The organism is Aquimarina intermedia (genome assembly GCF_008124785.1).
In the GTDB taxonomy this organism is placed as follows: Bacteria; Bacteroidota; Bacteroidia; order Flavobacteriales; family Flavobacteriaceae; genus Aquimarina; species Aquimarina intermedia.
In genome coordinates this window covers 363448-383787 of the sequence record NZ_VNHU01000001.1, presented here as the reverse complement: position 1 = coordinate 383787, position 20340 = coordinate 363448, and the positions used below count along the sequence as shown (strand labels likewise).

At 35.8% G+C, this 20340-nt stretch carries 18 protein-coding genes; 8 read left to right on the top strand and 10 right to left on the bottom strand.

Annotation, left to right across the window (positions count from 1 at the left end; genetic code table 11):
- Positions 1 to 109 precede the first annotated feature (109 nt).
- Genes BD809_RS01630 through trmB form a run of 3 tightly spaced genes read right to left on the bottom strand, consistent with a single transcriptional unit; the run spans position 110 to position 1754 of the window.
- Positions 110 to 439 carry an MGMT family protein gene (locus BD809_RS01630; RefSeq protein WP_148781205.1) on the bottom strand — a complete coding sequence of 110 codons (330 nt, stop codon included), beginning with the start codon at positions 437 to 439 and terminating at the stop codon, positions 110 to 112.
- Complete coding sequence (locus BD809_RS01625) at positions 440 to 1066, bottom strand: LysE family translocator (protein ID WP_148781204.1); 627 nt, start codon at positions 1064 to 1066, stop codon at positions 440 to 442.
- Between the two features lie 13 nt (positions 1067 to 1079).
- Positions 1080 to 1754 (bottom strand): tRNA (guanosine(46)-N7)-methyltransferase TrmB, encoded by a 675-nt coding sequence (trmB, locus tag BD809_RS01620; RefSeq protein WP_148781203.1) that lies wholly within the window; start codon positions 1752 to 1754, stop codon positions 1080 to 1082.
- A gap of 187 nt (positions 1755 to 1941) precedes the next feature.
- On the opposite strand from trmB, the gene BD809_RS01615 reads away from it, so the two are divergent.
- Complete coding sequence (locus tag BD809_RS01615) at positions 1942 to 2997, top strand: glycosyltransferase (RefSeq protein WP_148781202.1); 1056 nt, start codon at positions 1942 to 1944, stop codon at positions 2995 to 2997.
- On the opposite strand, the gene BD809_RS01610 is transcribed toward BD809_RS01615, so the two are convergent.
- The 5 genes from BD809_RS01610 to chrA all read right to left on the bottom strand — a co-directional run bounded on the left by BD809_RS01610 (position 2935) and on the right by chrA (position 9987).
- Positions 2935 to 4014, bottom strand: coding sequence for a sensor histidine kinase (locus BD809_RS01610; protein ID WP_148781201.1), 1080 nt, complete (start codon positions 4012 to 4014; stop codon positions 2935 to 2937). The two genes, BD809_RS01615 and BD809_RS01610, sit on opposite strands and share 63 nt — an antisense overlap.
- The gene (locus BD809_RS01605) at positions 4014 to 4697 is read right to left on the bottom strand and encodes a response regulator transcription factor (protein WP_148781200.1); all 684 of its coding nucleotides are present in this window, start codon (positions 4695 to 4697) and stop codon (positions 4014 to 4016) included. The genes BD809_RS01610 and BD809_RS01605 overlap by 1 nt, the downstream gene beginning before the upstream one ends.
- A 225-nt stretch (positions 4698 to 4922) precedes the next feature.
- Positions 4923 to 7316 carry an inorganic phosphate transporter gene (locus tag BD809_RS01600; RefSeq protein ID WP_148781199.1) on the bottom strand — a complete coding sequence of 798 codons (2394 nt, stop codon included), beginning with the start codon at positions 7314 to 7316 and terminating at the stop codon, positions 4923 to 4925.
- Between the two features lie 80 nt (positions 7317 to 7396).
- On the bottom strand, positions 7397 to 8599 hold the full coding sequence (locus BD809_RS01595) for a porin (RefSeq protein WP_148781198.1): 1203 nt from the start codon (positions 8597 to 8599) through the stop codon (positions 7397 to 7399).
- A 254-nt stretch (positions 8600 to 8853) separates the two neighbouring features.
- Positions 8854 to 9987, bottom strand: coding sequence for a chromate efflux transporter (gene chrA, locus BD809_RS01590; RefSeq protein WP_148781197.1), 1134 nt, complete (start codon positions 9985 to 9987; stop codon positions 8854 to 8856).
- A gap of 202 nt (positions 9988 to 10189) precedes the next feature.
- Here chrA and BD809_RS01585 point away from each other — a divergent pair, with 202 nt between their 5' ends.
- From BD809_RS01585 to BD809_RS01560, 6 genes are all read left to right on the top strand, one after another.
- Complete coding sequence (locus BD809_RS01585; protein ID WP_148781196.1) at positions 10190 to 10543, top strand: toxin-antitoxin system YwqK family antitoxin; 354 nt, start codon at positions 10190 to 10192, stop codon at positions 10541 to 10543.
- Between the two features lie 336 nt (positions 10544 to 10879).
- Positions 10880 to 13636, top strand: a complete 2757-nt coding sequence (locus BD809_RS01580; RefSeq protein ID WP_148781195.1) for a TonB-dependent receptor — start codon at positions 10880 to 10882, stop codon at positions 13634 to 13636.
- A 182-nt stretch (positions 13637 to 13818) separates the two neighbouring features.
- Positions 13819 to 15048, top strand: a complete 1230-nt coding sequence (locus BD809_RS01575) for a hypothetical protein (RefSeq protein WP_148781194.1) — start codon at positions 13819 to 13821, stop codon at positions 15046 to 15048.
- Positions 15049 to 15253: 205 nt separating this feature from the next.
- Positions 15254 to 15598 (top strand): T9SS type A sorting domain-containing protein, encoded by a 345-nt coding sequence (locus tag BD809_RS01570; protein WP_148781193.1) that lies wholly within the window; start codon positions 15254 to 15256, stop codon positions 15596 to 15598.
- 144 nt (positions 15599 to 15742) lie between these two features.
- Positions 15743 to 16723 (top strand): LuxE/PaaK family acyltransferase, encoded by a 981-nt coding sequence (locus BD809_RS01565; RefSeq protein ID WP_148781192.1) that lies wholly within the window; start codon positions 15743 to 15745, stop codon positions 16721 to 16723.
- Positions 16724 to 16861: 138 nt separating this feature from the next.
- Positions 16862 to 17308, top strand: a complete 447-nt coding sequence (locus BD809_RS01560) for a YHS domain-containing (seleno)protein (RefSeq protein WP_148781191.1) — start codon at positions 16862 to 16864, stop codon at positions 17306 to 17308.
- Between the two features lie 104 nt (positions 17309 to 17412).
- Here the strand turns inward: BD809_RS01560 and tyrS are convergent, their stop codons facing one another.
- Complete coding sequence (gene tyrS / locus BD809_RS01555) at positions 17413 to 18708, bottom strand: tyrosine--tRNA ligase (RefSeq protein WP_148781190.1); 1296 nt, start codon at positions 18706 to 18708, stop codon at positions 17413 to 17415.
- A 111-nt stretch (positions 18709 to 18819) separates the two neighbouring features.
- Here tyrS and BD809_RS01550 point away from each other — a divergent pair, with 111 nt between their 5' ends.
- Positions 18820 to 19827 (top strand): NAD-dependent epimerase/dehydratase family protein, encoded by a 1008-nt coding sequence (locus tag BD809_RS01550; RefSeq protein ID WP_148781189.1) that lies wholly within the window; start codon positions 18820 to 18822, stop codon positions 19825 to 19827.
- Here BD809_RS01550 and BD809_RS01545 read toward each other — a convergent pair.
- The gene (locus tag BD809_RS01545) at positions 19805 to 20314 is read right to left on the bottom strand and encodes a DUF4296 domain-containing protein (RefSeq protein WP_148781188.1); all 510 of its coding nucleotides are present in this window, start codon (positions 20312 to 20314) and stop codon (positions 19805 to 19807) included. The genes BD809_RS01550 and BD809_RS01545 overlap by 23 nt on opposite strands.
- Positions 20315 to 20340 lie beyond the last annotated feature (26 nt).

Sequence of the window (20340 nt, the reverse complement as noted above, 5' to 3'; positions counted from 1 at the left end):
CTTGAAAAGTTGAAAATAAGAAGGCAGAAAATTGAAATGATTTATATCATCATAATTGAAGACGATTGTCTTTCAAATCTTAATTGTTCACCTGAAAAATCTGTAGTAATTATAGGTGTTTCGCCGGATCCCAAAGGTGGGCTTCAAAATCTACTACTTTATGATCTTCGATTTGTATACCTTCGGCTTCTAACAGTTGTTGCATCACAGAGGTACCTTCAAAATGATGTTTTCCGGATAATAACCCGACTCGATTGACCACACGATGTGCTGGGATATCTTCATGTTTAGCAGAGGCATTCATAGCCCAACCTACCATTCGTGCGCTTTGCTTAGCACCCAAAAAATTTGCAATCGCGCCATACGTAGTTACTCGACCGTAAGGAATTTTTTTTGCTACGTCGTATACCCGTTCGAAAAAATTATCATTTGTAGCCATCTACCAGGTGTAAACAATTCTCACCATCGTTATTATCACTAATATAAGCATTAAAACACCCATAAAATAGTTGGAGTATTTTGTGATAGATTCAGTTTTTGTTTCAATCTTTAAAAAAGAAAGTACATATAAATATAGTGTAACAAATGTTCCTAATCCAGCAGCAAGTACAAATGAGACGATCTCAATATAATCATAATCTATATTTCCACTCACGCTCATTCCTGCAGCAATAGCGCAAAAATATGGAATTGGCAAAACGTTGATAGCAGACATCATCACACCTTTTAAGAAACTGCGTGTATCATCGTTGCTACGAACTTTAATCTTAGTTCGGCGTTGTCTGGCTTTGACAAAAAAATAAACCGCTAATAATAAAAAAATCACTGCTCCGGTTCGCAATAACATAGTTCTCACAAAGGGATTGAAAAAAATATATTTTGCTAATAAGATAGCCACCAAGGCTTGTGCAAAAACAACTAAGGATGCTCCAACAGCGACCAGAATTCCGTTCTTTTTACCCTTCTCGAGACAGGTTCTGGCAACCGTCATATTAATCAAACCCGGCGGTATAACCCCAACCATTGATGCAAAAAAAGTAATTAAAAAAAGTTTTGTAGCCTCCACGGATATAGTTTAATTAAGAGATCTTAAACTGGATGTAAGTTATGGGTTTATTCTTTTCCAGATATTGTTTTTCATAAAAAGTTTGAACAGATGTAACTTCCTCGGGCGCTCCTGCCTGCTTATATACATCGTGATTTGCATACAAAACTTCGTGTCCCGCACCATGAAGCAACCCTAAAGTATATCCATGCATAAACTCGCTGTCCGTTTTTAAATGCATAAGCCCATCAGGCGTTAGTATAGTCTTATAGCGGTCCAGGAACACTTGATTGGTCATGCGATGCTTCGTGCGCTTGTATTTAATTTGTGGATCCGGAAATGTTATCCATATCTCAGAAACCTCGTGTTCTGCAAAAATATGATCGACTAATTCAATTTGGGTCCGAATAAAGGCTACATTAGTGATCTTTTCTTCAATTGCGGTTTTAGCCCCTCTCCAAAACCTAGCACCTTTGATATCAATTCCTATAAAATTCCTGTCTGGGAATTTCTTTGCAAGCGCAACAGTATACTCACCTTTTCCACAACCCAATTCTAGGATGATAGGATTGTCATTTTTAAAAAACTTTTTGTTCCAAGCTCCTTTATATCCCAGTGAATTTTCTAAAACTTCTGAACGGGAAGGTTCAATTACATTTTCAAAGGTTTTATTTTCATTAAATCGTTTCTGCTTATTCTTACTACCCACTGTATTTTTTTGATTAAAAAGGTTTATGCTATCGAGAAGTTTTTTTCAAAGAAACAGGAAAATATTCTGAAGAGCACCTAATGACATGTAAACTTAATTTTTTGGTAAAATTAAGGAAATATATGCATTCAATTATAGCTTTACTTTTATAAATACAAATTGAACTAACCACTTAAATGAAAGCACTTTGAAGAAAAAAGTTCTAATTGCTCCTCTCAACTGGGGGCTGGGTCATGCCACACGGTGCATTCCTATTATCAATGCACTTATAAAAGAGGGGCTAACTCCTGTTATTGCATCTGATGGGGCTGCTCTAAATCTTTTAAAAAAAGAATTTCCTGATACAGAGACTAAAGAGCTTCCTTCCTACAATATTGAGTACTCCAAAACGGCGAATACTTTTAAATTAAAAATGGTACTTAATAGTCCTAAAATTGTTCGCGCTATTAAAGCTGAGAAAAAAGCAATTGAAGAACTTGTTGCAAAAGATCATTATCATGGTATCATTTCTGATAACAGATTGGGAGTACGACACAGGAATGTTCCTTCAGTTTTTATTACACACCAATTAACTGTTTTAAGTGGAAAAACAACCGCGTTGAGCACTAAGATACATAATAAATATATAAAAAAATTTGACGTATGTTGGGTGCCCGATATGGCTGATTCTCCTAATCTAAGTGGAGTGTTAGGACATCCCAAAAAAGCAAAATTGCCCGTTACATATTTAGGTCCATTAAGCAGGTTTTGCTATCAAGACTTACCAAAAGAATATGATATTATGGTTTTATTATCCGGACCCGAACCTCAACGTACGCTATTGGAAAATAAATTATTTAAAGAATTTACACAAAGTGACAAACGAATTGTTTTCATCCGCGGACTTATAGAGGAAACGCATAAAACTTACCATAAAGACAACATAACCGTCCACAATTTTTTGACTGGGAAAAATTTACAAAACACTATCAATAGTAGCGGTTTGATCATTTCGAGGTCTGGTTACACTACGGTCATGGATTTAGCCAAATTAAACAAACGTGCATTTTTTATACCTACTCCGGGGCAGTCTGAGCAAGAATATTTGGCTGATCGTCTCAATAGCAATAAAATTGCGTCCAGTTGTAAACAGCAAGATTTCTCTTTGAAAGAGCTATATAAGTTATCTTCTTATAAAGGGTTAAGCAGTTTTAGTACCGACATTGACTATGGGGAACTTTTTCACTTTTTCCAGCGTAAATGAGAATTCGCTTCCAACATGATAATCACTTTCAACATAAATACGTTCATGATGCGCTTCTATAATATGCTTGACAATAGCCAAACCAAGACCCGACCCTCCTTCTTTACGAGAACCACTTTTATCTACGCGATAGAAACGTTCAAATAATCGCGGGATATGCCGTTGGGCAATTCCTTCCCCATTATCGGTTACACGTACTATAAGTTTGTTTCTGATTAAATCCTCTATACCCACTTCGGTGGTGCCATCCTCTTTGCCATATTTGATTGAATTTACAATCAGGTTGGACACCACTTGCTGTATACGTTCTTTATCGGCATGAACCATGATTGGCTGCGTATACCTCCTATCAAAAGCCAAGAGAATATTTTTTTTTGCAGCTTTCATTTCAAATAAATCAAACACACTTTGAATCAACTCTACGATATCAAAATTAACATAGTTGAGATGTAAATCACCGGTTTCGAGCTTGGTGATCATATCCAGATCTTTTATAATATAAATCAAACGCTCAACCCCTTTACTGGCGCGACTTAAATATTTCTCTAAAATCTCCTTGTTATTCATCGCTCCATCCAGCAAGGTAAGAATATAGCCTTGAACGGTAAATAATGGGGTTTTTAGCTCATGTGAAACATTACCAAGAAATTCTTTTCTATAGGCTTCACGTATCGTCAAGGTTTCAATTTCTGATTTGCGTGATTTTGCAAATTTTTCAACTTGCTTCTTTAAAGTATCCATATTGGTGGTTACCGGAGTACCTTCAATATCATCTACGTCTAACAATTCTACCTCATCATAAATCGCTTTAACCCTCCTGTAAATGAACCGTTCTGCTCTATACTGAATTACAAAAAATGAGATACAGAAACAACTGAAAGCAAAAGTTAACAAAGCAATGTAATCTATTTCCAAACGGAAATATAAAAAAACGCCCAGAACGAGCGTTAGCAATAGAGTAATATATAAAGAAGTCATTAGGGCGAACCTATAAGACTTTTTAAAAAAATCTGCCATTATACTACAAATTTGTAACCTACGCCTTTAATGGTTTTAAAACTTTCATCTCCTATTTTCTCACGTAGCTTTCTAATATGAACATCAATTGTTCTACCTCCTACAATTACCTCATTACCCCAAACTTTGTCTAAGATATCTTCCCGTTTGAAGACCTTACCAGGCTTTGATGCAAGTAAAGATAATAATTCAAATTCTTTCCTAGGGAGTACAATTTCCTTTTTATCTTTTACAATTTTATATTCATCTCTATTTATAACCAGGTTACCTATCTTTACTACACTCTCTGATATATCTTCGTTCTTAAAACGACGTAGCAATGCATTAACCTTGCTTACCAAAACTTTTGGTCGAATGGGTTTGGTAATATAATCATCTGCCCCTGCATCAAATCCCGCTAGCTGGGAATAATCTTCGGACCTAGCAGTCAAAAATGTAATGATGGTGTTTTGGAGTTCCGGTATTTTACGGATTTGCTCACACGCCTCGATGCCATCCATCTCGGGCATCATAACGTCTAATATTACGAGTTGTGGTTTCCTTTTCTTTGCTAATTTGATAGCTTTAACTCCGTTATCCGCAGTAACCACGGTAAACCCTTCGGCTGATAAATTGTAGCTCACTATTTCTAGAATATCAGGCTCATCATCAACTAATAAAATTGTAATATCTTTATTACTCATTCTTTTCTAATTATGTAATCTATAGGTTAAAGATACTATTAAAACAGAAGTTACCATATCATTCCCTACTTGGTAACAATTAACTAACATCCCGTCTGATATTTCATAACATTAATTTAACCTGATAGATTTCAATTGTTTACTCTAAGATAACCTTTTATGTGATGATCTAAAAAAGCCGAATACTGTAAAAGTATTCGGCTTGACCTTAGTTTTACCAAAAAATTAATTCTTATAATGATCTCTGTACGTTGTTAACAGATTCATTGTTGCAGTTATTAAATCTTTTGTTTCTAACAAGAGTCCAAAATATAGTGTGGTATTTTTTGGGCTACTTTCTTCAGATCGAGTTCGTTCGATCTGACGATTGATCTTATCATTTACTTTTTCAAAAAGCACTTGCTTTTCGTTAATAATCACATCAATACGTTCAAATTCACGATTACTAAATGCTTCTTTTATTTGTCCGAATAAATCATTAAGCTCTTGTTCTATCTCCTTCAAGTCCTTAATTTGATTAAATCTTAGCTTCTTATGATTATTATTAACATGCTTATGACTCGCTTTTGCAATATACTCAAGAGACTGAGACATATCTTGTAAGTATCCTAAGATAGAAATATAAAAATTACTCGCACCGACACTTGAATCATCAAGGTTTTTGATAAAGTAAAAAATATTATCCCGCAATCCTTCCACTTCTGCATCCAGCTTAGCTACACCTTTTTTACTTTTCTTTAAGTCCGAAAGATCATATTTGGCCAAACTACTCATCGTGTTTGAATAAATTTTACTAGCTCGTTTAATAAATGATTTAATATTATCAGAGCTCTCTTCAATCACTCCTTGTATAGAGCTACTTTCAGATTTTGTAAGACTATCCTCTGCTTTTTCTGCTTTCACCTTGTTACGGTAATTTACAGTGTTACGAATTAGTAACAATACCGCAATTAGTAACAATACTGCAATCATAACGGGTCCCCCGAGGTTGATTAAAAAAGCAATCGTCGCCGCAGCTAGAAAAGCACTGATCGCAGTAAAGAACCATCCACCAATTACATTTAGTACACCGGCTACTCTATACACAGCACTTTCTGTACCCCAAGCTCTATCAGCTAAGGATGTACCCATTGCTACCATAAAAGTCACATACGTAGTAGATAACGGTAATTTCATCGAGGTTGCAATAGAGATAAGAACTCCAGCTACCATAAGGTTAACAGCTGCACGCACCATATCAAAGGCAGGCATCTCAAACGTCTTAGATTTTGGTAGCTTCACTACTTTTTTGGTAAATTGTTTGTCCAAGAATTTCTTCATTGGTACTGGGGTAATCACATTCAATCCCTGACCTATTAAAATCGTACCTCGAACCACACCCCTGGAAAGAAAATTGGAATCAAAGCGTTCCTTGGATTCACCTTCACGCGATAAATTAATTTCAGTCTCAGCAACATATCGAGCCTTTTTAGAAAACCATAGCGTTAGTACCATTACCATTCCCGCTACAAATAATAATACTGTAGGTGTATCAACTTTAGAGCTTAATACATTCATAGAAAATTCTGATGCCGGAATCCCGGAAGCTACCCAAGCCTCGTATGATTGCCATGCTGCAATGGGTACTCCGATAAAGTTTACCAAGTCATTTCCTGCAAATGCAAGCGCTAAGGCAAAGGTCCCAACTGCAATAATTAACTTGTATACATTAATCTTGAAAACTGCAGTTAATATATAGGACAGCACAGAACAAATCACAAAACCTACAGCAACAATTGGCAGCACATACGTCTCAAGCAATCCTCGTAAGGTAAGATCAATAGTACCTGCCTCTATATTTATTTTAAATAAATCTTTTTTCTCTTTTGCCAATTCTTTCACCGTTTCATATGAAGCGTTAAAATATGAGTTCGCCCAATCTAATAATTGTTCAGGAGAACCACTGTAGATGGTATCCACAACAATTTTAGCATAATTGGTACCTTTAATTCCTTTCATGAAAATGAAATACAAAATTGCAGTTAATGCAACCCCGCCAAACAAGGCGCCTACCCATTTGGCTTTCTTTTCAAAATCAAAAGAAAGCAACATTCTGGTAATAAATTGTACTATAGCACCTACAGAAAAAGCAACCACCACAGAGAGTAAAATCCCTGATATAATCTCCATCGCCTTTTTAGTGTTAATATAATTCCCTAAATCGGCTATTGTTAAATCAGCATCTGCTCCAATTTTAATTAAGGCAATACACACTGCAGCACCTAGTAATTCAAAAACTATAGAAACCGTCGTAGAGGTAGGCATCCCCAACGTATTGAAAAAGTCTAACAATAATATATCGGTGATCATCACAGCCATAAATATGATCATGATTTCATCAAAATAAAATTCTCCCGGAACAAAAATTCCTTTTCTCGCAACTTCCATCAATCCACTAGAAAAAATTGCTCCTGCAGCGATACCGACACTGGCCACAATCATAATAGTTCTAAACGATATCGCTTTTGAACCAATTGCCGAGTTTAAAAAGTTAACCGCATCGTTGCTAACTCCAACTACTAGATCTGCTATTGCCAGTATAGCAAGTGCAGCGATCATTAAAATATAAATATTATCCATTTACTTTGGTGTTTTAAAGTGCAAATATTAAAATCAAATTCGGGTCTAATGTTACCAAACTGTTATGTATCACTAAGCTGCTAGAAATGTATATCAAATTGCAGTCTATAGACTAAATCCCTTGCAATTCCCGCTTCTGTAATATACGTCAAATCTGTTTGTACCTTCAGTTTATGACCTACGATAAATTTTGATAGTCCAATAGTATAACGTTCTTCTAACGCTGCATTAACAATTGCATCATAATTTATTGAGGTATATCGTCCTGCAAGTTCCCAATTATTTTTAAACATGTGTCCAGCCTGTAAGCTAAGCGCATTTCCCACATTCACCACATCACCTGTTGGTGTTATACCGTCTTCCTGTACAGCAACAGCATCCTCTGCATCACGATGTGCAAACTCTCCCATAAAAGAAAACGATTTATATTTAAACATGGCATCTGCAAAGAAGGTCGTGATGTCTGTGGTGTAAAATCCTGTGTCAGTAACCATATAGTCTCCTAAATTACTCCTCGTTTTTACCGCGTCTTTATTATAATCATAAGTAAAACCAAGCGCCAGTTTTGGAGTTTCTTCTCTTTTAATAGCGCTACCGATATAATCCCCTTTGCTTAAAAAATTTCCGAAAGGCAGTATCTCTAATCTACTTGTATATTGATGCCCTCCAAGGTTTCCGCTCGTGACATTTCTACCTTCCCCTTGTGATACCGCAAAAGCTTCTTTAATCAGGAATTGCTTCCCGATTTTGAAATGATGTCGTAATTGTAATCCTAAATCACGGTCTATATTAAACCTACTATTTAAGCGTGAACGATCCACAAACTGAAGATTTCCTGAAGAAATCACCCGCTCTCTGTTTCCAGGAAGTTTTGTTTGACCCGCCCATAGCGTAAAGTTTTTGTAAAAATTCCACTTGATCACCGCATCCAGTATGTATCTTGGAGCATTGCTAGTGAACTCTGAAGCACCAGAAATATCTCTATTGGATAATCCCAGCTCAATTTTATACTGTAACTTAGGTGAATAGGCAAAACCCCCAAATTTAAGACGCGCTCGTCGAACTAAGAAGTTTGATTGTGCTTTCCCGAAGTTGTCATCTACAATATCCCATTGCGTCGTAGATAAGAACTGCATACGAGCAGCAAATTTCATACTCCAGGAGCTATCCTTTGCGATAACATTGAAAACTCCTTTTCCAAATTTTGTGTTCGTTACTTCCTGCGAAGAACCTTTAAAAGCAAGCAGCAAGAACACTGTTGCTAGTGAAACTTTTAATTTCATTATTATTAGTTTTTGTCGCCGCAAAGAACCAATAACAATGTTAACTTAAGGTTAACTAAAAGTTTTTAAATGATTATTTAAAAACCAGAACATCCTGTTGATCAATAGAAAGGCTGACCGGCCTAGTCAGCCTTTGTTTCAAAAATCGAAGTCGACAAAAACTAATGAGATTTAATGAAACTAATCATATCATATGATACCCCAAATTTATTTGAATTCACAGCGTTGTATGTTATCTCAACTTTAAGCTAGTGTTAAAAATAATTTTGCACATACAGAAGGGCATATCCCAACAACGCGCCTCCTAACACAATCCAAATCACACTGACTTTTTTAAATAAAAAAACCAGAATAAGCGCTATTCCGAAAATTACTAGCGATATCCAGTCTACCACAGTTGTGATAGCCATACGATACAATACTACAAGCATGACCGCCACGGCTGCTACATTAACCGAGTCCAAAAAATGCCTAAAAAAGCTGGATTTCTGTAGTTTGGGTAGTAGAGGGTTTAAAATAAGTACAAAAAGAAAGGAAGGTAAGAAGATTCCTAATGTCGCCAGAAGAGCTCCCCAGAATCCCCCTAACTGAAATCCAATAAAGGTTGCAGTAGATAATACCGGACCGGGAGTAAACTGCCCCACAGCTATGGCATCTATTAATTCTATACGTGTTAACCAACCGTTACCCACTAACTCGGTATCCAAATAGGCAAATAACACATATCCGCTTCCGTAGAGTACCGCTCCAACCTTCAAAAAGGTTAAAAATATCTTGAGATTGGTAAGTTTAGTAATACCGAGCAACAGCATCATCATAGGACTAAAAGAAAAAACTTTATTTTGAGTGCTTCCTAAGCTGCTAAATACAACGGCTCCCAAAACCCCTGCACATAAGAGTGCCAAAATTTCGTTTACTCCGAGAAAACTGGTAATGGCTACCAAAACTCCTAAAATCAGTAACTGATAATTCTTTAGAGCTTTTTTGCCTAGTTTTAAAATAGCCGAAGCAATGATTGCCAATACTGCTGGCTGAATTCCAGCTAAAAAAGGTGCAACTTCGAGAAGCGTGCCATATGTAGTGTAAAAATATGCAAACAGTAAGGTAATTACAGTTGCCGGCAGAATAAAACAAAAACCCGCCACAAATAGTCCGATTTTCCCGGCACGTTCATGTCCGCAATGCATAGTCATTTCGGTTGAATTTGGACCCGGAATCAGGTTAGTAGCTCCTATCAAATCCAAAAAATGTTGACGTGTCATCCACTTACGCTTCGTTACAATTTCATCCTCCATCATAGCAATGTGTGCAGCAGGTCCACCAAAAGCTATACACCCTAATTTGAAAAAAACCGAAGCTACTTCCTTTAAATTCTTATTTATCAGCATAGTAAATAATTAGAAAAGCAAAAATAGAAGAACAACTTGACAAACTAAAAAGATATAAATCCAAATTTAATTTACTGAAAATTAGCTCTTTATCGTTTCAATGTTAACTTAATGTTACGTAAACGTTGTTTGAATGTAAATTTATCTCTATCTTTATATAACTAATACGAACAAGACCTCATAAACACTAAAAACATATACTATGAAAAACTATATAACAGCTATAATCGCTTTATTGCTAACGACTACATTATTTGCGCAAGACATAAAACCTACATTTGAGAAGGAAGGTGATCTGATTAAAGGAACGTTTTATTATGAAAATGGAGAGGTAAGTCAGTTTGGTTTCTACAAAAATGGTAAATTACATGGTAAATGGATTTCCTATAACCGTGAAGGAAAAAAAACCGCAATTGGTAATTATGACCAAGGTGTAAAATCCGGAAAGTGGTTTTTCTGGAACAATGATAATTTATCAGAGGTCGACTATTCAAAAAATCAAATTGCTTCAGTGATCAACTGGGGATCCAAACAAAATATTGTAAGTAGAAACTAATAATTTCTGAACTATTGAAATTACAAAGCTATCATTTAATGGTAGCTTTTCTTATTTTTGAAAGAGTACAAATTCTCATACTAAACCTGAGGTTAATATTATAGTAATACTAGCTCTTTCTCACCTAGTGAATTACAATTCCTTAACATAATACAATCTTGGCTCTTACAAGTTTAATTACCTTATTTTCAGATTTTTGAACTAAGCTATATAGTTGTTTTCGACTCAAAAAACGCCCTTAACTGCTAACTTTATAATTACAGATAGATAATATACTCTTAATATCACTTCATTCTTCTTACAGTTTCTTTGCAGCAAAATTAGAGAGACAAAAAAATGAGGAATTTAATTATTGTACTACTAGTAATATTCGCAAGCAGTATTTCGGCACAGGACAAGGGGTCAATCTCAGGAACACTTCTTGATAAAGAAGCTGGCGACCAACCTTTACCATTCGCAAATGTTATCATCAAAGGAACTTCTATGGGAACAGCTTCAGATTTTGATGGTTTGTATACCATCGAGAATGTTCCAGTGGGAATTCACACGCTCGAAGTAAGCTTTACAGGTTATGAAACTGTCACATTACCTAATATTCAAGTCGAAAAGGATAAGGTAACAGTGATGGACGCTTCACTGGGAGCTACTGCAGCAGCACTGGATGAAGTAGTAATTAAGGTTCAAACAAATAAGGAGCGTGAAGAGGCTCTAATTCTTGAACAAAAAAATGCCGTAAAAATTGAACAAAAAATCGGAGCTCAGGAGCTAGCACGTAAGGGAGTTAGTGATGCCGAGGGTGCCGTGACTAAAATAGCCGGAATCACAAAATCAGAAGGTGTAAAGAATGTTTTTGTTAGAGGACTTGGAGATCGTCTTAATGCTACCACCTTGAATGGTTTACCGTTACCGTCAGAAGATCCTTTATATAAGAATATTTCACTCGATTTTTTTAGCTCTGATGTGATACAAAATGTCGGAGTTAATAAAACCTTTGGTTCTTCTATGTACGGCGATGTAGCAGGAGCTACTATAAACATTGCTTCAAAAGAGCACACAGGTAAAGAAGAGTTTAAAATTGATGTTTCAACCGGAATCAACACCGTTACTTATAACAAAGAAAACTTCTTAACCGTTGATGGTGCAACACGACTGGGAACTAACATAGATAATACTATTCCTACTGAAAACTTTGAAGTTTATAATTTTGACACCTCCTTTAAACCACGATCACAAGACTTGCAAACAAATAGTAGTATCAGTTTATCGTATGGTAATACTTTTAGAATTAAGGATAATAAGCTTAGCACCTATTTCTTAGCATCATTCGATAATGATTATTCATATAGAGATGGAGACATCTTTAGAATTACTACAGAAAAAACAAAATTTTCGAAGGATGTAAGAAATGAGTCTTATAACTACAATGTCAAGCAAATTTTAATGGGCAACTTAGGCTATACGTTTGGTGAACTAAATAATACCATCGAATATAATGGCTTAGTGACCCATAATAATTCACAAATAGTCTCAGAACAGTTTGGAGTTTCAGGTGATGAACAAGGCGATAACGAGCTTATCTATATTAGACGTCAACAACAAAACTCTAATAAATTATATGTGAATCAGCTTTTGTCTGAAATCAATTTGAATGAGCGTTTTTATTTTGATTTAGGAGCGTCATACAATATTGTTAGAGGAGATGAACCTGACAGAAGAATTGACTCCTACACGTTTGATCCGGATACAGAAATATATCTTTTTGATCCAAATGGTCAGGCAAATACACAACGATTTTATGGGGATTTAAAAGAAGATGAATACGCAGGTAAATTTAGTGTAAACTACAAATTTGGAAACTTCGAAGATGCCGAGCGCAATTTTGGCGATATCAAATTAGGATACGACTATCGCAATACTGATAGAGATTTTGAAAATATAACTTTTGGTTTCGTTCCACTAGCCGTAAATCAAAGGACAGATATTGATCCAGATAATATTGATGCCATTTTAACGCAAGGGGCTATACGTAATGGTGAATTCGAATTTAGAACCAATAGAGGTCGTAGTAATGCTATATCCGACTTCGCTCCATATACCTATAATGGTAATAAAGAAATTCACGCAGGATACATTGATGTCTTCTATAACATCTCTCCTTCATTTGTTGCTAACATAGGGTTGCGTGCAGAAAAGGTAGATCAATCCATTATCTGGGATACAAATATTAGTTCCAGTGATGATCCCAGTAATCGTGGATTAGGTACAATTGATGAAAATTATTTACTGCCTAGCCTTAACTTAAAATATTCTGTCAACGACAAAAATATTGTTCGTCTGGCAGCGAGTAAGACCTATACATTACCACAATTCAAAGAACTAGCACCGTTCAAGTATGAAGGAGTTGATTTTGATGATATTGGTAATCCCAACATGATTCCTGCAGATAACTATAACATGGATATTAAATGGGAACGGTACTTTAGTTCTGGCGAACTTTTGACAATAACAGGATTCTATAAACACATCAAAAACCCAATCAATAGATACGAAGATACCGTAGGTAACTTAACCTTTGATAATACAGGAGAAAAAGCAGAAGTTTATGGTATTGAATTAGAGGTAAGAAAAAAACTATATACCTTTGAAGGTACTGATGGAGAAAATGACATTTCGTTTGGATTGAATGCCTCATTTTTGGAGACCGAACAAGATTTGAAAGAATCACTTAGTTTTACCAATGCTTCAGATGGTTTGGAAGGCGCATCTCCTTTTTTAGTAAATACCGATATTACTTTCAATACGAAAGGGAAAAAATTAAATACTACCTCATCCTTGGTTTTCAACTATTTCAGTGATCGAATATTTAGTCTTGGCGTTCAGGGAAATCAAAATACAATAGAATCAGCCATCCCAACGCTAGATTTCATTTTCAAAACCGAAATAGGAGAAAAAACTACGCTTAAATTTGGTGCTAAGAATTTATTAAATCCAACTTACAAACTTACCAAAGAGACCATAACAGGTGAAGAAATTACCGTGACAAGTTTTGAGAAAGGTATGAACTTTTCATTAGGATTATCATACAAATTCTAACGCGCTGTAGCTATGAAAAAGAAAAGCTCAATCAGCAATTTGATTGAGCTTTTCTTTCATTAACACACAGGTAACACTGGTAAGATGCAATTAACGAAGCGTTAAAGTTCTAGTAAAGACTTCTTGTGAATAAATCATTTTATTTGACCCAAGAAATTAAATCAACAAAATTTAAAAAAACGATGAAAAAAGTAGTTTTAACAGCTTTAACATTAGCAGCGTTAGTTTTTACAGGATGCTCAAGTGATGATGATGTTGCCTTAAATCCGAATGGAGGGGGAAATCCAGACGGAGGAGCTAGTGGTGATGGAATAATCACTTCGACAGATGATGAAGACTTTAAACCTTCAGATCTAAAAGGTGATGTAACCGGTACTATAAAACTAGTAGCAGGGACAGCATATACGTTAACGGGTCCACTAAGAATAAAAGAAGGAACAACCTTAGAAATAGAAGCCGGAACTACCATTAAAGCAACTGCTGGAGGTTCTGATGTTTTTGTAGCTATAGAGCGAGGAGCTAAAATTGAAGCGATAGGAACAGCAAGTGCACCGATCACTTTTACTTCTTCTGCGTCAAACCCAAGGTCTGGTGACTGGGGTGGTATTGTAATTGCCGGTAAGGCACCATCGAATGTAGGGGCAGATGCGCAAACAGAAGTTGCAGGCTTGAAATATGGCGGAACAGTTGCTGATGATAATTCGGGAACGTTATCTTATGTTATTGCTGAATATACAGGAGCACGAATAGACGGAGAACAAGAATTTAATGGATTCTCTTTCTTTGGCGTAGGATCAGGAACTACTGTTAATAATATCGCAGTAAAAAATGGTGATGATGATGGAGTAGAGTTTTTTGGCGGAACTGTGAATGTAACGAATGTTATGGTTGTAAATGCAAAAGATGACATGTTAGACTGGACTTTTGGATGGACAGGAACGGTTAATAATGCAATTCTGATCAGAGAAAAAGATTTCACTGCAGTAACTAAGGACCCAAGAGGTATCGAAGGTGATAGTAACGAAGATAATAATGCTGCAACTCCTTTATCCAACCCTACTATCAACAATATCACTATTGTCAATGATGCTTTGGGTACTATCGAAATGTCTGACATGATTAAAGTGAGAAGAGGTAGTAAAGTGACCATAACAAATGCTATTGTCGCTTTGGGAACTGACAACAGTTCAAAGGCCGGTGATTTTATTGATCTTAGCGATTCTAAAGGTAATGCTGATGCTGCAGCTACTATAACCGTAAGAGGTATAAATATTGATGAAACTGACGTAAAAAATGAAGTAAATGCAACTGTCAATATTGATGCATCTACGACAGGTGCGGATATATCAAAATTTGCGTTCACTAATTATAATTTTACTACAGTAAATAAAATTTTGAACCCAACATTATAGGCGTAAGAACCTAGCGATAAAAGCGTAAAAGCCTTGTAGTTTTAATAATTACAAGGCTTTTTTTCTTTCTCTAAAATCGCCAAATCCCACTATCTCAAATCGATATTGATTAAATTTTTACATTATTTTAACGATGCCAATACAATAAGTATAGTTCGATGTATGGATTTATTTGTATCTTTAAACCCCCAAAAGCAGTGATAATATGAAAAAAATCTACTCCTTAATACTTTTAATGCTCATAATCTCCTTGTCTTTTACCTATGGTGGTAAAGCGCAATCAGATAGTGCCATTGCAGAGGCCAGAGCCGCTCAGGTAATTGATGGTTTACGCATTTATCCTAATCCGGCAACCGGCAATATCCTTAATATCAGTTCTGACAGAGCCTTGACCAAGACGGTTACCATATATAACGTACTTGGTGCAAAAGTATTGTTCAAAGTGCTTATTGGTAGAGAATTAGATATATCATCACTAAATTCCGGAGTATATATAATTCAGATAAAAGAAGAAAAAAAGACCGCAACCCGAAAATTAGTTATTCGCTAGCTTTAATCTTTTTTTGTAATATTTTTAGCACGTTTTAGGTTTGTTGGAGAATAGGACACGTTTCTCCTAACGATTCCCAATAATTCCGTTCGCTTTTACCCTTACACTTTTATACCTTTGCACTTACTTTACAATAGGTACCCTATGCTCAGCGAAGATATATTTTCAATTCAAAATCAAGTAGACTTTGACAAGGTAGCACTTCGTGTTTTCGATTATCAATATACCCATATCCCTGTATATCAAAGATTTTGTAATCTGCTGGGTGTTGCAAAGTCATCTGTAACGGCTCTCAATGACATTCCGTTTCTTCCGATTGCTTTTTTTAAATCTCATACCGTCATCAAACCAGAGGTTCTCACACAACAAGTTTTTAGCAGCAGTGGTACTACCGGATCGGTTGTAAGTAAACATCATGTCAGAGATGTATCCCTTTATGAACGAAGTTTTACTAAAGGATTTAATTATTTTTATGGAGCTATAAAGGAGTATACCGTTTTAGCTTTATTGCCCTCTTATCTCGAGCGTAGTGGGTCCTCTTTGGTATATATGGCGCAACATTTTATTACACAAAGCGAAGATCCAGACAGCGGATTCTATCTACACAATCTTGACGCATTAATTAAAAAACTTGTAGCGTTACAAAAGGCCCATAAGAAAGTATTGCTCATCGGCGTCTCCTTTGCTCTATTGGATTTGGTCGAAAAACAAACTTTCAATTTGGGTGACACTACTATCATCATGGAAACCGGCGGAATGAAAGGTAAACGTAAGGAACTGATTAGAGAAGAACTTCATGATACTTTAAAAAAAGGATTTGGCGTAGAAAAAATTCATAGTGAATATGGAATGACCGAATTATTATCACAAGCTTACTCTCTGGGTGATGGCCTTTTTAATTGTCCTCCCTGGATGCGAATATCAACTCGTGACCCTGAAGACGCATTGACCTTATTAAATGTAGGTAAAAGCGGCGGTATCAATGTAATTGATCTTGCGAACTTACACTCCTGCTCATTTATTGCCACTCAGGATTTAGGAAAACTATATCCTAATAACAGTTTTGAAATTTTAGGCCGTTTTGATCATAGCGATATAAGGGGCTGTAATCTTATGGTCCTTTAAATATCCCTTTGATTAGAAATATCTGCTCACTAGTATCCTGCCCAGTATTATTAATCAATAACAGGGATTTTTTAGAATTTCTTATAATTCATGTAAGGTTTCTCTAATATATCCGTCTAGTATAATAAATCACTTTATATGAGGATTACGTCTGTTATTGTACTTGTTTTCTTTTTTATACTTGGAACAAATGCCCAGAAAGCAGATGTTAATCTAAATAAAGAATATGCCGCACAAGGTTATGACGTTATTGAATATTTTAATGGAAAAGCCATAAAGGGTGAAAAAACTATTGAAGCCTCTTACGAGGGAGCGTTATATCTTTTTACAACCGGCGCAAATAAGAAAACATTTGAAGCAAATCCTGAACAATACATTCCTCAGTTTGGTGGCTACTGCGCGTATGCGATAGGAGTTAAGTCTGACAAAGTGGATGTTGATCCCAAAACTTTTGAAATACGTGATGGTAAGCTTTATCTTTTTTACAATTCATGGGGCGTTAATACCCTTAAGAAATGGCAACGAGGAAACACAGCAATACTTCTGGAAAGCGCTAACCGTAAATGGGAAGTATTACAAAAATAAATAGTTAAGTAGTGATACTGAAAAGAAAGAAATAGTTAAGTTTTTTCAATAATTGATTGGTTAGTTAGCAAAGCCTACCGCGTGTAAAAACAGGTAGGCTTTTTTTATATCACGCGGATAATGAAATAATTTTTCTTACCTCTTTGCAATAATATAAACTGATCATTGATCAAGTCATCAGTTGAGATGGTGTAAGAATCTGATACTTTCTCCCTATTCACAGCAATTGAATTTTCTTTTAATGCACGGCGCGCTTCTCCGTTAGATTTCAAAAATCCGGTTTTCTCTGCCAAGGCTGCAATTATATCTATCCCAGCAGTTATCTCTGTTGAAGAAATTTCTGCCTGTGGTACCCCTTCAAAAACATCCAAAAAAGTGGCAGCATTTAATTGTTTTAAGTCCTGAGATGAAGATTTTCCAAAGAGAATAGCAGATGCTTTTATTGCATTATCTAAATCCTCCTGAGAATGTACCATTATTGTAATCTCTTCTGATAATTTTTTCTGTAAAGCTCTTTGATGTGGTGCTTCTTTATGTTCACGTACCAAGGTTTCGATCACATCTTTAGTTAAAAATGTAAAGATTTTAATATATTTTTCAGCATCTTCATCACTGGTATTTAGCCAATATTGGTAAAATTTGTAAGGTGAGGTTCTATTAGCATCCAACCAAATGTTGCCGCCTTCGGTTTTTCCAAATTTTGTACCATCGGCTTTGGTGATCAAAGGACACGTCAAAGCATAGCCTTTACCCGAACCGATACGACGTATTAATTCTGTTCCGGTGGTAATATTTCCCCATTGATCACTTCCTCCCATTTGCAGTGTGCAATCATGAGATCTATATAGGTGTAAAAAATCGTACCCCTGTACCAGTTGATAGGTGAACTCAGTAAAAGACATCCCTTCGGCAGCTTCTGACGATAGACGCTTTTTTACCGAATCCTTGGCCATCATATAATTTACCGTAATATGTTTACCGACATCCCTGATAAAATCTAAAAAAGAAAAATCCTTCATCCAGTCATAGTTATTGACGAGCACGGCAGCATTTTCAGAATCACTTTCAAAATCCAAAAAACGGGACAATTGCTCCTTCAACGCTTGTTGATTATGTCTCAACGTTTTTTCATCCAACAGGTTCCGCTCAGCAGACTTACCTGAAGGATCTCCGATCATACCTGTCGCTCCTCCAACCAAAGCAAAGGGTTTATGACCGGCTAATTGGAAGTGTCGTAACAACATGACGCTCACTAAATGACCTATATGAAGAGAATCAGCCGTAGGATCAATCCCCACATAAGCACCTCTCATACCTTCAAGCAAATGTTCTTCGGTTCCCGGCATTACGTCATGCAGCATGCCTCTCCAAGTGATTTCTTCAATAAAATTTTTAGTCATTAGTAGAATTTTAAAATACAATCAACAAAGATAAAAATCTGAAGAATATTCTACCATCAATACGGGATAAATCCCAATTATACTTACCTTAGTCTATACTTAAAGTTTACTATGGTATTAGTTACAGGAGCCACCGGGTTAGTTGGCACACATTTATTAATCAAACTGGTGCAAAACAATAAATCGATTCGTGCACTGTATCGATCAGAACAAAAAAAACACCATGTCCAACAAATCTTTGCTTCCGTTTTTGGAGCAACCTCTGATCAATTCTTTAATAAAATTGAATGGCATCAAGCTTCAATCAATGATATTCCGGCATTAACGCCTGCTTTTAAAAATATTAATGAAGTTTATCATTGTGCCGCTATTATAAGTTTCAACCCGGCAATGGATAAACAATTACGCAAAGTAAATATTGAGGGCACTGCTAATATTGTCAATTTATCTATTATCAGCGGAGTCAAGAAAATCTGCTATGTAAGTTCAATTGCAGCTTTGGGAGAACCTAAAAATCAATTCAAAATTGATGAAACATCAGAATGGAATCCTGAATCAAAACACTCAATTTATGCCATTACAAAATATGGTGGTGAGATGGAGGTCTGGCGGGGAACACAAGAGGGTCTACAGGCAATAATTATCAATCCGGGTGTAATCATTGGTCCGGGATTTTTTAATTCCGGTAGTGGATTTCTTTTTAAAAGGATTTACAAGGGACTAAAATATCATACTCCAGGCATCACAGGCTATGTCGCTATACAGGATGTAACCAAAGCTATGATTGAGCTTATGGAAAGTAGACATGCTAATGAACGTTATATCCTTGTAGCTGAGAATATGAGTTTTAAACAAATATTTACTCTGATAGCCGTAAGCCTGAAAGTAGAACCACCAACTAAAAGAGTCACCCCGTTTTTTATGAAAGTTGCAGCAAACATTCAATGGTTGTTATACAGGCTGTTCGGGATTTCCCCTACTATATACAAGTCCTCTGTTCAAAGTGCTTTTTCTGCATCCATGTATGAAAACAAAAAAATAAAAGAAACCTTAAATCTTGAATTCACTCCAATTGAGAAAGCAGTTGAAGAAACGGCTAAAGCTTTTTCAAAGAAGTAGTTCTTTTTTCTCTTTTTTGAATTCTGTCTAGCTCAGAACCTCTCAATTTATCATTTCTGTTATCAAGGGAATCCCTTTGTTTAATTTCCTGAATAGAGTCTGTTATTTTTTGAATAGAATCTTCTTTTTTCTTCAAAATCTCGTAGTTGGATTTTGCACTGTCAATATTCGCTTTAACTCTGGTGAAAATATCTTTATAAACTTTAATTTTACTAAGATACCATGCATTATTTTGAGCAAATACAGCACTGTCTATTGAATATTTATTGAAGATTAAAGCTTCAGGATCAACATTATTCTCATTCAAAATGTTACGATGAGAAGACTTGGCCGCTTTGATAAACGCTATATCTGTTAAAATCTCAACCATCTGATCTTCCTCAAGTAACACCTCGGGTTTTTCAACCTTTTCGACACTGTCACATCCTATTATCATTAAAATAAATAGGGTTGCTAATAACTTATTTAGTATACCGGTAGTACCCATAAAGGTGCAATTTATGTTAGATAATC